The following is a 15551-nucleotide window of genomic DNA, read 5'->3' as shown; positions in this document are numbered from 1 at the left end:
GCCCAAACCGGTTTTTGTGTGCCTTCAGCTTGGGTAACTGGATGGGGCAGGTGGTGCTGGCCCGGTTTGGTGTACTGGCGCTTCCCAGATGCGTTCTGCATATAGCAGGAAAAGGTGAGCAGCGGGTAGGTGAGAGATCAGAAAATAATAAGAAAATATGAGCTGCGATGCATAGCTAAAATAAAGGTTCTTCATACCCCATGCATGGGATGGTATTTCAACCTATAAATATGAAGAACGAACAGAATATTACCGGCTCAAACACTCTCACCGAAGACACCCCCGCCCCGGCAGATAGCACCCCCAACACCCCCGGCGGTACCAAAACCGCAAAGAAAATGACCCGCCGCGTCCTCATCGGCGGCGGCATCGGCACCCTCGCCGTCGCGGGGGTCGGGGCTGGCTGGGCCTACAACCGGTACCTCGCCGAACACACCCAAATCGAAGACACCCTCGCCTACGAGGCGGCGCAGCAAAGTAAAAACAACCCATCTGGGGCCGCAGACCCCACCGAGCTCACCGGGGTGAGTATCACCGACAGCGGGCTCACCGCGCAGGAAGGTTCTATCACCCTCAAAAGCTACACCGAAGGCAGCGGCAATAACGCCGTCGTATCGTTCACCGCCGAGGTAAAACTCAATAATGCCACGCTGCTGCGCTCCGCCTTCGCCAATAACAAATTCGGCCAGAACATTATCGACACCCCCTCCAATATTGCCGCGCAGCACAACGGTATCTGGGCCATAAACGGCGACTACTACGGGTTCCGTGACACCGGCATCGTCATCCGCAACGGCGTCACCTACCGCGATTCGCCCGCCCGTGAAGGGCTCGCCTTCTACCGGGACGGCAGCGTCAAACTCTACGACGAAACCAGTACCAACGCACAGGCGCTCATTGACTCCGGTGTGCTGAACACCCTCTCCTTCGGGCCTGCGCTCGTCAAAAACTCCGAGGTTATGAGCGGCGTCGACCAGGTTGAGGTCGATACCAACTTCGGTAACCACTCCATCCAAGGCAACCAGCCACGCACCGGCGTGGGTGTGCTGGGAAACAACCACCTGCTGTTCATGGTCGTAGACGGCCGCTCCGACGGGTACTCGCGCGGGGTTACCATGCCCGAATTCGCCCAAATGTTCAAAGAACACGGATGCGAAACCGCCTACAACCTTGACGGCGGCGGCTCCTCAGTCATGGTTTTCAACGGGAAACTCGTCAATAAACCCCTAGGAGGCAGCAAAGAACGCGGCACCAGCGATATTCTCTACATTGCCGGGAGCGCCGCATGATAGTACTCATTCCCGCCTACAAACCCGACAACTCACTCACACGGCTAACACACCAGCTCACCGCCCACAGCGAGAACATCCAGGTGCTCGTAATTGACGACGGATCCGGCAGCGAATACACGCCGATCTTCACCGAACTCACACTCACCGGGGCAACCGTTATCACCCACCCCGTCAACCTGGGCAAAGGCGCAGCCATACGCACCGGCCTGAACTGGGCACGCATCTATCAGCCCCGGCAGGTAGTCGTCACCGCCGACGCGGACGGCCAACACCTGGTGCGGGATATCCTGCGGGTCGGCGCACACACAGCAACCCACGCTGACAGCGGCAAACACTCACTCGTGCTGGGGGTACGCACCCTCCCCGATAACGCGGCCCAGGGGAGCGGCACAGTACCCGTGCGCTCAAAAGTGGGCAACGCCCTCACCATCGGGTTTTTCACCCTCGCCACCGGCACCCGGTTAGCAGACACCCAAACCGGGCTGCGCGGCTTCACCCCGCAGATGATCGAATGGGCGCTGAACATACCGGGGGACAAGTACGAGTACGAATTCACCATGCTGCTGCGGGCCACCCGTGCGGGCGTCAACCTGGTGCAGGTGCCCATCGTGAAAGTGTATGAGCCCGGCAACCCCACCAGTCATTTCCGGCCCGTGCGCGACTCGGCGCTTATATACGCGCCGCTCATTGGGTTCCTCGCCTCCTCGTTCGCGGGGTTCCTGATTGATGCGGCGGCACTTTTCACACTCGTCGCACTCGGTACGCCCCTGCTGGTGGCCGTCATTGCCGCACGCATTATCTCGGCGCTGGCGAACTTCAGCGTGAACCGGCTAATGATGCGTGACGGGGCAGCCCGGCCCTCACCCGGGAACTCGCTGATGCGGTACGCAACGCTGGCGGTGGGCATCCTCGCGGCAAACGCGGCCCTGCTGGAGGCGCTCATGACCCTTGGTGCGCACCTGGCGGTTGCCAAGGTACTCACCGAGGCGGTGCTGATTCCCGTGAGCTTCGCGGTGCAGCGCCGCTGGGTGTTCCTGCCCGCCCGCACGCCCCAGCGTGAAGAGCGCACCGCGCCCGAGCTGCAGCTGAGCAAACTCAGCGGTGCATCCGTCGAAGAAGAATATACGGGCAGGCGCTACTAGATTTTCAGGTGCACAGTGTGCATGGGGTACCCGAACATTGCTACTCATCCACTCTACTCGCGGGTGGCCCGGGCAGACTGGCACGAAACCCACCAGCTCAGGAGGTGATGCGTATACGGTGAACAGCACCGGGAGCGATACGCTCGCTGGAGAACTTCATAGGGTATACAAACACAGGCACGCGGTGTTCCCACGCCCCCGGAAGGGGGAGCGGGAACACCGCGTGCTCTGCTGCGCCCGCTACACAACGGGCAGTAAATAATTATGCGTACTGGCCGAAGAGGCGCACCGCGCCGCCATTGACGCCTTTAGCGCCCTGCACATAGTCGGGGCTGTCGGTATCGGGCTCGGTGGCGGCCACCACATCGCCCATGACCCAGGCGGGAACACCCCGGTCGTTAAGGCGGCGTGCGGCGGCCTCGGCAACTGACGGGTCAACAATAGCGACCATACCCACACCCAGGTTCAGGGTGCGTTCCAAATCGGGCAGCGGCACGTTGCCGAGCGAACCGATCAGCGAGAAAATCGCCGGAATCTGCCAGCTGGAGCGATCCACGCGGGCCTCCAAGCCCTGCGGCAGCACGCGCGCCAGGTTCGCTGCTAAACCGCCGCCGGTCACGTGTGAGAACCCGCGAATACCGGTGCCGGTCTGCCCGTCGGGGCCATTGACGGGGAATGCCTGCGCCAGATCCAAACAGTCCGCGGTGTACACGCGGGTGGGTTCCAGCAGTTCCTCACCCAGGGTGCGCCCCAACTCGTCTACCTGACGTTCCAGGCCCCACCCCGCAACATTAATAACTTTACGAACCAGTGAATAACCATTTGAGTGGATGCCGGAAGACGCCATACCAATGAGCACATCGCCCTCACGTACCCGCTCAGGGCCCAGCAGCTCGTCAGCCTCAACCACGCCCGTGGCGGCACCGGCAACATCGTACTCATTCGCGGCCAGCAAACCCGGATGCTCAGCCGTCTCGCCACCCACCAGGGCCGTACCCGCCACAGAACACGCCCCCGCAATACCGCGCACAATATCGGCAATACGCTCAGGAACCACCTTGCCCGTGGCAATATAGTCGGTCATAAACAACGGCTTCGCACCGCACACCACAATATCGTCCACAACCATACCCACCAGGTCATAACCGATCGTGTCATGTACATCAAGCGCCTGCGCAATAGCGACCTTCGTGCCCACCCCGTCCGTGGAGGTTGCCAAGTACGGGTGGCGGTACTTCACCAGCTGCGAGGCATCATACAGGCCCGCGAACCCGCCCACGCCACCTACCACGGCGGAGGAGTGGGTGGCGCGAATCGCGTCTTTCATGAGCTCAACGGCGCGGTCGCCCGCCTCAACATCAACGCCCGCACTGGCGTAGGTGACGGCGGCGGTATTCTCAGTCATTCGGGTTAGTCCTTATCGGTAGCAGTTTTCGTGGCGGATGCCGGAACAAGATCATCGTCGGTCAGCAGGGCCTCAAGGTCCGCATCGGGCCCCGGGTTGCACATCCCACCGGCTGGTGCGTCCTGACCCGGTGCGGGCTCACCCCCGCCCGCAGGTGCCGCTGGCAGCGGGCTGCTCTCAAACTTGTGCTCCAGCGAATCAGTGCCTGCGCGGGTCTCAATCGACACGGCCTCAGCGTGCTCAGGCTTAGTGGGGACAGGGCGCTCAACCGTCACCTCAGCAGCCATACCAGACAGCGGCCCGCCCTTACTCTCTGAGGCGTCGAACAGGGACTTGCCGCGCCGTTCCTCGGCGGGAAGCTCAATCGGGTAGTTGCCGGTGAAGCACGCCGTGCACATGTTCCTCGTGGGCTGCTCGGTGGCGGCCATCATGCCATCCTGCGAAATGAAACCAAGCGAATCAGCCCCCAGGGACGCAGCAATCTCGTTGACCGAAAGCCCGTTCGCAATCAGCTCTGCGCGGGAGGCAAAATCAATACCGTAGAAGCAAGGCCATTTCACCGGCGGGGACGAGATACGCACATGCACCTCTTTCGCACCCGCCTCACGGAGCATCCGCACCAGGGCCCGCTGGGTGTTGCCGCGCACAATCGAATCATCAATCACGATCAGGCGTTTGCCCGCCACCACAGACTTGAGCGGATTCAGCTTGAGCCGAATACCCAGCTGGCGGATAGTCTGCGATGGCTGGATGAAGGTGCGCCCCACATAGGCGTTCTTCACCAGGCCATTGCCGAAGGGGATGCCGGACTGCTCCGCGTAACCGATCGCGGCGGGCACACCGGACTCGGGGGTGGGCATCACCAGGTCAGCCTCGACCGGGTGCTCACGCGCCAGCTGCCGCCCCATCTCCACACGGGACTCATACACTGAACGCCCCGAAATGGTCGTATCAGGCCGGGCCAGGTACACAAACTCAAACACGCACCCGGCGGGCTGGGCGGGCGCAAACCGCTGCGACCGCAGCCCGTCCTCATCAATGATGATCAGCTCGCCCGGCTCTACCTCACGCACGAAAGAAGCACCCACAATATCGAGCGCCGCCGTCTCGGAGGCCACCACCCAGCCCCGCTCCAAACGCCCCAGCACCAGCGGCCGCACACCCTGCGGGTCACGGGCCGCGTACAGGGTGGTTTCGTCCATGAAAGTGAGGCAGAACGCCCCGCGCAGGGTGGGCAGCAGATCAAGCACCGCCTCCTCCAACGAGGCAAAATCGTGCTCAGCTAAGAGCGCGGTCACCAGGGCGGTATCGGTGGTGTTGCCCTGCGCCAGCTCGCCAAACGCCGGAGGTTTACCGCCGTTCTTTGCCAGCAGACGGTCGTAGAGGTCAGCCGAGTTCGTGAGGTTGCCGTTGTGCGCTAGGCAGAGCGTGCCGTGCGGGGTGGTGCCCAGCGTCGGCTGCGCATTCGCCCAGTGGGATGCACCCGTGGTGGAGTAGCGCGCATGGCCGATAGCGTGATCGCCGGGCATGGAGCTGAGCGTTGCCTCGTCAAAGACCTGGGAGACCAGCCCCATATCCTTATACACGTTAATGCGCTTGCCGTTGCTGGTTGCTATACCGGCTGATTCCTGGCCGCGGTGCTGAATCGCGTACAGGCCGTAGTAGGTGAGCTTTGCCACGTCTTCACCGGGTGCCCAGACGCCAAATACGCCGCAGGCGTCCTTGGGTCCATGATCAACCGGATCCAGATCGTGAGTGAGTTTTCCGTCGGGGCGAATCAATTCACTTCTTTTCGACGTCGGGACTGTGGGAACGCCTTAACCAGCCTTCGCGTGTGATGCTGAAAATTTTGCCGGATTAAGACGCACAACCAGTCTACCCCCTCCAACAGAAAAAAGTGGTGCGGCATACGAATATTTCTCACAGGCTGGCTGCTCTTAGTCTTCAGGCTCGACGCGGGCAATACGGGCTTTCTTCACCGACCGGCGGTCAAGCCACAGCCCCAAAAGCGCCCCCAAGGCCGTACCCACGGCACCAAAAATGACGGCGATCACCCCAAACACTGCCTCAAACGTGTAGGAGGGATTACCCGGGCCGAACCACACCGAAACAAACGCCGCAATAAGCCCCACGACCAGGCCCAGAATCATAAACGCCGGAATGGACGGGGCACGGCGGATACGCACCTGCGAGTACTCGACCTCGGTCTCGGGGGATGCTTCAGGCTCAGTGGTGGGGGAATGCCCCGAAGAATCAGGGTGGGAATTAGAAGGTGTGTGTGCGCTACTCATATCTTCAAGTCTAGCTTTTGGGCTGTGCCCTGCCTAGCAGCTCCCTCAACGGCGGGAGTGCGGAAAACGCAGCTTAAGGCGTATTACCTTACCCCTAAGGCGTGGGCGATACACCATAAGCTGCGTTATTCAGGCAGTTGGTGCCTAGATCCGGCGCCTAGAATAACGGGAAATAGCGGGAAATATCAGACCGCTCACCGCTTGCACTCAGCTGGGCTGACCCCAACGCCTCAGCCCACCCCAGCACCCCAAGCGCGAGCGCACACCACACGAAAGCGGACGCCTCAACCACACTCGGCGGGGTGCCGCGCGTATGCCGCGGGCCAGCCACACACTGGGTCACCCCAAACGGGGGCACCCGCACCTCAACACTATTGCCGGGGGCTAAAGTGCCCAGCTCCTCCAGGCTGTACCGCACAGCGGTGGCGCGCACCCCACGCGGCAGAGACGCGAACAACCGTTCCATCTCTTCCCGGTTCTGCCCGCCCGTCAGCGGTGTGCCCGCCTCAAAAACGCCGCGTACAGTGGCCAGCGCAGCCGCCCCGTCAGCCTCCGACACCTTGCGCCGTATCGCCACTAACGCCTGCCTTTCTTGCCGTTCCTGCGGCCCTTGAGCGCATGACGCACGGGCCTGCCGTTGACGCCCCGACCGGGTGCTGCCCCCGCAGAACCGCCAGCGGCCCCGGATGCTTGGGTGCCGGTTGCCTCCTTGCCGGTGGCTGTGCTGTCGGCTCCATCTGGCTCACCCGGTATTTTCTCACGCTGCGTTGTCTCTTCGTGTGCTTTTTCCTCATGCACCGTGAGGCAGACCCCGTCTGAGCCGTGCCGTGCCGCCACCGCGGGCGCCACCCCAGCCAGTACCGCCGCAAGATCCGTGCCAGGCACCAGCTCCCCCACAGTACGCGGCTGCCCGTCTTCAACACCGCCGGTAATGGGGCGAAGCACCGCAGTCAGCAGGCTATCCACCGTCGTCTGCGTCAAAAACCCTGCCGCCTGCAGCGCCCGCAGCGCCACCAGGTGCGTGGCGCGGGATGAGCCGTCAGAAATCTTCACCACGGCGCTCGCCCCCGAGCGCAGGCCAATGCACAGCATCCCCTCCGCGCCGCTTTTCACCACAGCGTCCAGGCGTTCACTCACCACCGTGTCGGGGGAGTCTGGGCCCTGAATCAGTTCGGGGTAGTCCACCATCGCGGTTGCTACGGTTGAGGCGCGCGCATCCGCCTCCATATTGCGGATCGCCGTGCCCAGGGTTGCGTAGGCGCGGGCCAAACCCACCGGTGATAACGCGAACACGGGCGCGCCGCACCCGTCGACGCTGGCGTGCGCAACCTGCTCGCCGGTGAACGCCTCCACCTCTTCAACGATCATGCGCTGCAGCGGGTGCTGGGGGTCAAGATAAGCGTCGATGCTCCACAGTGCCGCATCCGGCTCAAGCTCGCCGCGTTCACTTTTGGCCGCGCACGCCCACAAGAACGCGGCGTGTTTGCCGGAGCACTCGAACGCGAGTGGTGTTTTTGACAGCCCCGCCTGGAGCATGGTGGCGCGCGTGCCCGAGTCGGTGGGGTACACGGCGGGGCACTGGAGCGCGTCGGCGCTGAGCCCGGCTGCCGCCAGCGCCTCCTGTACCGCGCGCATCTGCTCGAAAGTGCCCCGGTGCGATGCGCACGCGATCGCCACCTGCGCCCCGCGCAGCGGCGCCCCGGCTTTGAGCGCCCCAATGGCCTGGAATGGTTTGAGAGTGGAGCGCGCGAAGATGGGGCGGTGGGCGTCTCCGAGGGCGAGGATAACATCGCCGCCGGGGGAGAGCACCACCACGGTGCCGCGGTGGCGGGATTCGATCATGCCGCCGCGGGTGGCAACCGCCAGCTCGGCGTCGCGTACGGGGGTGGCGGCCTCTGCGATGTGTGCGCTATTCATACACCCTATTAAAAGGGTTTTGCGGGCTTCAGTGCGCATTATTCGCCTCGGGCGTGGCGCGGGGAGTTCGAGTGGGGCGGATAAGGCGGCTACATGAGCGCGGTGACGGCAGCCGTGCCGCCAAAAATAATGCCGGGCGCATTCGCAATTACGATGGGCCAGTCTTTCTTCTCGCGCCAGATACCGTATGCTACCCACAGCGTGCAGTTAATGGCGGCGACGAGCGGCTGAATCCAGTCGCCCTTATGGCCGTTAATATTGCCGATAATTTGCGGGAAGTAGAAGACGTACATGAGCACCGCGGTTACGGATGCTACGCGCGCTAGGATCGGGAAAAATCTGGCGTGAACATCGGATTCGCTGTGCGTATCTTGGGTGGGGGTCTGAGTGCTGGAATTTTGCGCGCTCATGAGGGTCCTTTCGTCTGTGTAGTATGCCCTGCGATGCGCCCAACCCAGTAGATGCAGACCGTATTCACAAGACAATTTAGCCTACTCCCGCCCCTGGAATGACGCAAAATGCAGGCCACGGCGGCGGCCCTAAACTATCCTGCTAAAAAGAGCCTTTATACGAAAAAAGCGTTAAAAACACCGCTTTATTCACATAAAGGCTCTTTTTACGGCCTGAGGGATAGGCACCCCACGATACGGAAGAGCGCCGAAACCCCCGCCCGTACCGCATCCGACACGGTACCCTTATGTACATGAAGGTTTTGGTACTGGGCCCCGGCGGCCGCGAACACGCAATTATCCGTGCGCTTGCGCGCGATCCACAGGTAACCGAAGTTCACAGCGCACCCGGCAACGCGGGCATCGCTCAGGACGTTCCAATACACGCCATCGACGCCAATAACCCCGAGCAGGCTGTTACGCTCGCCCGTGAGCTCGCCGCAGACCTGGTGGTTATCGGCCCTGAGGCACCTCTAGTCGCCGGTGTTTCCGACGCCTTGCGCGAGGCGGGCTTCGCGGTCTTCGGCCCCTCTGCGGCTGCGGCACAGCTTGAGGGCTCCAAAGCATTCGCCAAGCAGGTGATGGAGGAGGCAAACGTGCCGACCGCCCGCGCTTTCGTCGCCACGACCGAGGCCGAAGCGGCGCAAGCCCTTGATGAATTCGGTGCCCCCTATGTGGTGAAAGACGACGGACTCGCCGCGGGTAAGGGCGTGGTTGTCACCGAGAACCGGGATGCCGCCTTAGAGCATGCGAACGCCTGCTTTGCCGCCGGCGGTTCCGTGGTGATCGAAGAATTCTTGGACGGCCCCGAAGTGTCGCTCTTCGTCATCAGCGACGGAAAGAACGTGCTCCCGCTGTCTCCTGCGCAGGATTTCAAGCGCATCTTTGACAACGATGAGGGCCCAAACACCGGCGGGATGGGCGCCTACACCCCACTTGACTGGCTGCCCGAAGGATTTGTGGACGACGTGATTGAGAAGATCGCCCGCCCCACCATCGCTCGCATGGCAGAACGCGGCACCCCGTTCGTGGGCGTGCTCTTCTGCGGGCTCGCCGTTACTAGCCGCGGCGTGCGCGTCATCGAATTCAACGCTCGCTTTGGTGACCCCGAAACCCAGGCGGTGCTGGCACGCCTGCGCACCCCGCTCGGGCAGCTGCTCTTTGCGGCATCCCGCGGCGAGATCGCCGAAGACACCCACCTGGAATGGGATCCCCGCACCGCCGTAGATGTGGTCATGGCGGCAGAAAACTACCCGGGAACCCCGCGTAAGGGCGATGCGATTGCGGGGCTTGAGAACGCATCCAACGTGCCCGGTGTGCATGTGGTACACGCCGGAACCGCCGTCGCGGGCGAAGAGATTGTGACGGCGGGCGGTCGCGTGCTCGCTGTCGTCGCGCTTGGTGATACCCTCGCCCAGGCACGCGATGCCGCCTACGAAGGGGTACGAGCCATCACCTGGGAAGGCGCACAATACCGCACCGATATTGCCCTGAAAGCAGTGCAGGGGGCGATTACCGTGCCCGAACTCCGCGTCTAACGCAGCGGGGGGGCATCGGTATCTGGTGCGGCATCCTATTCGATGCTCCCGACCGGGCGCTACCCCGCCCGTCAGAAGGTGACCGGCAACGCACCCAAACGCCGGTCAACTCATTCTTTTAAGAGTGCCACCTCACCCTCAGAACCCGTGAGGGCGTACTATTGCACGCCGGGGCATCATATCGGGTATGTTAAAAAGTACACAGCTCTTCAACCACCGCAGAACACATCTCAGGAGATGCCCATGACCTCCCGCACCGCCCCCATTGAGATTCCAGGTTGGACTCACGTCTACTCCGGTAAAGTCCGCGACCTGTATGTTCCCGAAGAAAGCCGTTACGACGCTGCCGGGCTAACTATCAGCGACGACGCTGAGGTACGCGCAGGCTCCGTCATGGTGGTCGCCTCCGACCGCATTAGTGCTTTCGATAAGATCCTTCCCACCGAAATCCCCGACAAAGGCGCGGTTCTGACGCAGCTTTCCCTATGGTGGTTTAAACAGCTGGGGGACGTGCCAAACCACGTGCTTTCCACGGACGTGCCGGACGAGGTGGCGGGGCGAGCCATGATCTGCAAGTCGCTGAATATGTTCCCGGTGGAGTGCATTGCCCGCGGGTACCTGACGGGGTCGGGGCTGGAGACATACCGTGAGAACGGCACCATTGCGGGGATTGAGCTTCCCGCTGGGCTGGTGAACGGCTCCCGCCTGCAGCCGCCAATCTTCACCCCCACCGGCAAGGCTGAGGTTGGTGAACATGATGAGATGGTCACCCGCCAAGAACTGTGGGAAGAAGTGGGGGAGGCCGTGGCCGAGCGGCTTGAAGAGCTGACCCTGTACATTTACACCACCGCCGAAAAGATCGCCCGCGAGCAGGGTATTATCCTTGCGGATACCAAAGTTGAGTTCGGCACCGACTCATACCGCGGCGAAATCACCCTCGGCGATGAGCTGCTCACCCCCGACTCCTCACGGTTCTGGGACGCGAGCGAATATGAGCCAGGCAAATCCCAGCCGAGCTTCGATAAACAGTATGTGCGCGACTGGCTGCGCTCGCCGGAGGCAGGCTGGGACGGCTCCGATAATGTGCCTCACCTGCCCGAGGCTGTGGTGGAGAAAACCCGCGCCCGCTACATTGAAGCCTACGAGCGGCTAACCGGCACGAAGTTTTAATCTTCCCCCATATTGAGACACCCTTCCGGTGGTGGACCATGCGCCCCACCGCGGAGGGTGTCTTTTTTCAGAATATAACCAAAATAATGCGGTATTTAGGAAAAATTTTCCTAGAAAAGCCTTTATTTTGCTAGTATGGGTATATGCTTCTTGAATTCTCGGTTGAAAACTATGAATGTTTCAGGGATGAAGCATGCCTGTCGATGGTGCTTCCCTCTCTCAAAACGCAGGTGCCAAAAAATGGGCAAACCTGGGAGGAGGCCACGAGCCGAGTGGCTGCTATTTTTGGGGCGAATGCATCCGGCAAAAGCACCATTATTCGTGCTCTCGTCAGCTTGAATCGGGCTATTCGTAGGCCCGGCGAGCGCCTGTACTACCCATATCTGCTTCAGGGCCCGCCTGAACCGCAGACCACCTATACGCTGAGTTTCACGCACGAGCAGGTGCGCTATGACTATCGGGTACAGGCAGATAAACGTGGTGCTATAGCCCTTGAGACCATGCACGCCTACCCAAAAGGTACAGCACGGTTACTCTTTGAACGCCGCACCCAAGAGAACGCCACAGTTACCGTAAAGGCTGGGCCCTCGCTGAAAGGTGCCACCCGTGAGGTCAGCAAAATTACGCAGCCAGATCAGCTGTTTTTAGCGGTTGCTCGGCAATATGGGCACGAGAGCCTTGCCCCTATCGCACAGACTTTGACTCGCAGTTTCTCACTGACGAATAATGTGTCTTCTCGTCGGAAGAATACCGTCACACTGATGCGCCAAGTGTTAGACAATATTGGTCATTGGGAGCGCTACCTGAGTGTGCTGGCTCAGGTAGCTGACATTGGTATTACCCGTATTGAGGTAGACCGTCAGGAACTACCACCTAAACTGATTCACGCGATAGAGGTTAGGGACGCAGCGGGGGTTTATTTCCATCCTTCTGATGAGGATATGTTGGAGGGAGCCAACGCGATTTTCATGTATCATCGCGGAGCTAATGGGAAGGAATCACGGCTGGGTCTTAACGCGCAGAGCGATGGTACCCTCAGCTGGCTTGCTCTCGTCAGCCAAGCGGTGGTGGCTCTTCAGCGAGGAATCACGCTGGTGGTGGATGAACTGGACTCCAGCTTGCACCCCACTTTGGCGGCTGAGCTAGTGAGTATGTTCAAAAATCCTGACGTGAATAAAAGCGGGGCGCAGCTGATTTTTAATTCGCATGATGCAACACTGTTAGGAAATATCCCCATGCGGCTGCTTGATCCTTCTGAAGTGTGGTTTACCGAGAAAAATGACGAAGGCGCGAGCGAAATTTTTTCCTTGGAAGAGTTTGATACCCGTCCCAAGAGCAATATTCAGAAACAGTATCTCACCGGTGCTTTCGGGGCCATCCCCACCACATACATGTCTGAGTTACGTGCTCTCTTAGAGGCGGAACAATGAGCCGTCGCACTAAGAGCACCAAAAAACGCAGCACAAAGACCACTGTTTTAGTTGTGACCAATGGGGAAGTTACAGAGCTTCGCTACCTTGAATGGTTACGGGATAAGGTCAACGGGCCGCACGAGAAATACTCAGTAACGGTCAAAGATATTCCGGGGGATCCTTTATGGGTTCTCTCAAAAGTAACAACCAAAAACTATGATCAGGTGTGGCTCGTGGTGGATCAGGACGACCACAGCAGTAAAAAGATGCAGAGTTTTATCAAAGACTGTCAGCGAGAAAACATAGCTGCTGTTGTGAGCGTACCGTGCTTTGAAGTGTGGCTTAACGCACATTATGCACGAGTCAAAAACTACCAAGACCAGAAGGAAGCACAACGGCACTATCGTCAGCTATCGGGAGTCTCGGAGAAAGATGAGAAAACTATTCCTCAAAATTTTCCTTATGACAATTACGAGCAGGCATGTGCTAATGCTCATCTGGCAGGAAAACATAAGAATCCCAGACCGAATGTGTTAGCCAAATCCCCAGCCACACCTATGCCTTTCCTTCTATCCGCCCTTGGGCTGATAGAAGAGTCAAAAGCCCAAGGGTAAAAGTTTTAGCTCACCGAAACAATACGCCGGGTGGCTTCCGCTTTTACAAAGAATAGGTACAGTGGTTTTAAGACAATGAGGTGCGTACCCTCAACGTACGATAGTGAGGAGGGTAGCCACGGTGGCTACCGGTGAACATCGTCAAAGGAACAGTAGGACCATGCGAACAGGTAAACGCTCACTGCTGGCGGCTGCCGCGCTCATGCTGGCTTTGAGCGGGTGCGGCGGGATAGATAGCGGGCGGGCGGGCGCCACACAGCAGGAGGCAACCTCAGGGGATGAGCAGGCTGTGCTTGAGTACCTGAGCGGCCCCGCAGAGATTAATACTGCGCTTCAGAAGGTGGGCGCGCAGTGCATGCGTGAGGCCGGTTTCACCTCTGGAGGGTGGGAGGCGCGGCTGCGGGCGCATGAGAGTATTTCCGAAATCAGCGGCCGTTTCGAGAGTGAGGAGGACGCGAAGTTCCGCGGCTACTCCACCACCCTGTGGATCCCCGAAACTTACCCGACCCTCAGCTACCTCTCGTCGGCGCAGCGGCAGGCCATGTACGGTTCCCGCCCGCAACTGGATTCCAGGAACCTGCGCCCGCAAAAGTACGACTGGGGCAAATCGACGGCCCCCTCCGCCCCGAACCTGTTCACCCCCATTGCGGTCACCGCTGACCCGGCTGAGTACGGGTGCAAAGGTATAGCCATCCAGAAAGTATTCGGTTCCCTAGAGAACTACGCCACCTATGAGGCGCTGTACCCCGATCTGAGGCAGCTGGGCGCGCGTTCAGCCGAGGCGGCCCGCAAAGTGCACGATGAGAACCGGGGCGCCTACCAGCAGTGCCTAGAGGATGCTGGTTTTAATAATGTGGGCGCGCCGCCGCTGGTGGCTGAGCGGGCTGAGGCGATCGCCGGGCTGTACCGGGGTGAAGGTGTTCTCACCAATACGAAAGAGCAGCAGCTGGCCGCCGCGGACTACGCGTGCGATAAGAAGCTGCACTATTTCGAGAAGCTTGACCAGGCGGTGCTATCAGCTAACCGTGAGTGGGTGCAGCAGAATGCGGGGCGCATCCAGCAGGTGAAGCGGATACGGGATGAGGCCACCGCTCGCGCTAAAACCATGTAAAACCGGTCTGGGGCCTGTGCACCGGGTATGGCCGGGCGTGTGGCGTTGCGGAGGCGTCGGCGTGGGTTAGAATGGGTGATGCTCGGGTGGCAGACGGGCAATACAGCACAAGACCGTGTACGCCGTGTATCCCAGTCGTGTGGCTGCGGGCCCCGCCCACCTGCGGAGGCGACGGGCAGCAGCATATTGGGCGCGGCGTGCGGTGACGGAAAGAACCTACCAGGGAGAAGAATGTCCACACCCACCAATGAGGCGCGCCCCGATACCACGAACGTACCCGTCCCTTGGGCTGGTAAACGCCGCTATTTTGACCTGCTGCTGGGCGCATCCTGCGTGATTCTGATCATTTCGAATATTGCGGCCACGAAGAGTATTGAGTTCGGGCCGCTGCCGTTCGAGTTCCCGCCGTTCACGAACGGCAACTTCATTCCCAGTGACGGCGGTTTCTTCCTGTACCCGCTGGCCTATGTGCTCGGTGACGTGCTCTCTGAGGTGTACGGGTTTAAGCGCGCTCGCCGGGCTATTATCGCCTCGTTTGTGGCGGCGGCGTTCGCTGCTGGGTGCTTCCTGCTGACCGTCGCCCTGCCGCCCGCCAGCTACTATGCGAACCAAGAGGCGTTCGCCATTATTCTTGGTCCCGTATGGCAGATTTTTGCCGGGTCGCTGCTGGGGTATTTGACGGGTCAGCTTCTGAACGCGTGGGTGATGGTCGCCATGAAGAAGGCCACCTCCGGGCGGTTCATGTGGGCGCGTATGATCGCCTCAACCCTTGTGGGTGAGTTGGCGGACACCATTATTTTCTGTGCGATTGCTTCGCCTATTCTGGGGATTACCACCCTGGATCAGTTCATTAGCTACACCCTGGTCGGGTACGTGTATAAGTGCCTGGTTGAGATTGTGCTCATGCCTATCAGCTACCCGGTGATTGGCTGGTTCAAACGCCACGAAGTCGAGTACAAGAGCTAAAACGTCATGCGGGGCGCCTAGCATATGGCGGGGTGGAGGATTGCGTGTTCTCCGCCCCGGCTGCTTTTAAAATTCTGTACCGCCAAAGAGACCCTCTGCGGGGCGGCTGCGCCAGGCAGCAGGCCGAAGCCCCCACCCCATGTTTCACATATTGAGATTTTAGGGGTCGGATGCGTGAAAACCCCACCCAAAACCCGGTAAACCCGCCTGTGCCCCTGCCAGCGGGTTTGCGCCCGCCCCCGCA

14 protein-coding genes are annotated in these 15551 nt (G+C 60.4%); 8 read left to right on the top strand and 6 right to left on the bottom strand.

Annotation, left to right across the window (positions count from 1 at the left end; all coding sequences use genetic code 11):
- The first annotated feature begins 338 nt into the window (after positions 1 to 338).
- Positions 339 to 1289, top strand: a complete 951-nt coding sequence (locus D8M23_RS09065; RefSeq protein ID WP_238693850.1) for a phosphodiester glycosidase family protein — start codon at positions 339 to 341, stop codon at positions 1287 to 1289.
- Positions 1286 to 2434: a GtrA family protein gene (locus D8M23_RS09060; protein ID WP_126854522.1), complete on the top strand. Its 1149-nt coding sequence runs from the start codon at positions 1286 to 1288 to the stop codon at positions 2432 to 2434. The genes D8M23_RS09065 and D8M23_RS09060 overlap by 4 nt, the downstream gene beginning before the upstream one ends.
- 262 nt (positions 2435 to 2696) lie before the next feature.
- On the opposite strand, the gene purM is transcribed toward D8M23_RS09060, so the two are convergent.
- The 6 genes from purM to D8M23_RS12190 all read right to left on the bottom strand — a co-directional run bounded on the left by purM (position 2697) and on the right by D8M23_RS12190 (position 8457).
- Complete coding sequence (purM, locus tag D8M23_RS09055; protein WP_126854521.1) at positions 2697 to 3839, bottom strand: phosphoribosylformylglycinamidine cyclo-ligase; 1143 nt, start codon at positions 3837 to 3839, stop codon at positions 2697 to 2699.
- 5 nt (positions 3840 to 3844) lie between these two features.
- Entirely contained in the window at positions 3845 to 5620 is a 1776-nt protein-coding gene (gene purF, locus D8M23_RS09050) for an amidophosphoribosyltransferase (protein WP_126854520.1), read from the bottom strand.
- A 156-nt stretch (positions 5621 to 5776) separates the two neighbouring features.
- A complete protein-coding gene (locus tag D8M23_RS09045) occupies positions 5777 to 6130 on the bottom strand; it encodes an AtpZ/AtpI family protein (RefSeq protein WP_126854519.1) in 354 nt (117 codons plus the stop codon).
- A 157-nt stretch (positions 6131 to 6287) separates the two neighbouring features.
- Entirely contained in the window at positions 6288 to 6707 is a 420-nt protein-coding gene (locus tag D8M23_RS09040) for a sterol carrier family protein (RefSeq protein ID WP_126854518.1), read from the bottom strand.
- Positions 6707 to 8047, bottom strand: coding sequence for an asparaginase (locus D8M23_RS09035; protein ID WP_126854517.1), 1341 nt, complete (start codon positions 8045 to 8047; stop codon positions 6707 to 6709). Before D8M23_RS09035 ends, D8M23_RS09040 begins: the two co-directional genes overlap by 1 nt.
- 89 nt (positions 8048 to 8136) lie before the next feature.
- Entirely contained in the window at positions 8137 to 8457 is a 321-nt protein-coding gene (locus D8M23_RS12190; RefSeq protein ID WP_126500562.1) for a hypothetical protein, read from the bottom strand.
- 293 nt (positions 8458 to 8750) lie between these two features.
- Between D8M23_RS12190 and purD the strand changes: the two genes are divergently transcribed.
- The 6 genes from purD (at position 8751) to D8M23_RS09000 (ending at position 15307) form a co-directional block, all read left to right on the top strand.
- Positions 8751 to 10034 carry a phosphoribosylamine--glycine ligase gene (gene purD, locus D8M23_RS09025; RefSeq protein WP_126854516.1) on the top strand — a complete coding sequence of 428 codons (1284 nt, stop codon included), beginning with the start codon at positions 8751 to 8753 and terminating at the stop codon, positions 10032 to 10034.
- A gap of 243 nt (positions 10035 to 10277) precedes the next feature.
- A complete protein-coding gene (locus D8M23_RS09020; protein WP_006887624.1) occupies positions 10278 to 11204 on the top strand; it encodes a phosphoribosylaminoimidazolesuccinocarboxamide synthase in 927 nt (308 codons plus the stop codon).
- Between the two features lie 143 nt (positions 11205 to 11347).
- Positions 11348 to 12634, top strand: coding sequence for an AAA family ATPase (locus D8M23_RS09015; RefSeq protein ID WP_126854515.1), 1287 nt, complete (start codon positions 11348 to 11350; stop codon positions 12632 to 12634).
- Positions 12631 to 13230 (top strand): RloB family protein, encoded by a 600-nt coding sequence (locus D8M23_RS09010; RefSeq protein WP_126854514.1) that lies wholly within the window; start codon positions 12631 to 12633, stop codon positions 13228 to 13230. Before D8M23_RS09015 ends, D8M23_RS09010 begins: the two co-directional genes overlap by 4 nt.
- Positions 13231 to 13390: 160 nt before the next feature.
- On the top strand, positions 13391 to 14341 hold the full coding sequence (locus D8M23_RS09005) for a hypothetical protein (RefSeq protein WP_126854513.1): 951 nt from the start codon (positions 13391 to 13393) through the stop codon (positions 14339 to 14341).
- A gap of 231 nt (positions 14342 to 14572) precedes the next feature.
- Positions 14573 to 15307 (top strand): queuosine precursor transporter, encoded by a 735-nt coding sequence (locus D8M23_RS09000; RefSeq protein ID WP_037236931.1) that lies wholly within the window; start codon positions 14573 to 14575, stop codon positions 15305 to 15307.
- The last annotated feature ends 244 nt before the right edge of the window (positions 15308 to 15551 follow it).

The sequence above is a fragment of the Rothia sp. HSID18067 genome (assembly GCF_003989445.1).
Classification (GTDB): Bacteria; Actinomycetota; Actinomycetes; order Actinomycetales; family Micrococcaceae; genus Rothia; species Rothia aeria.
This window is presented reverse-complemented; position numbering and strand designations above follow the sequence as displayed.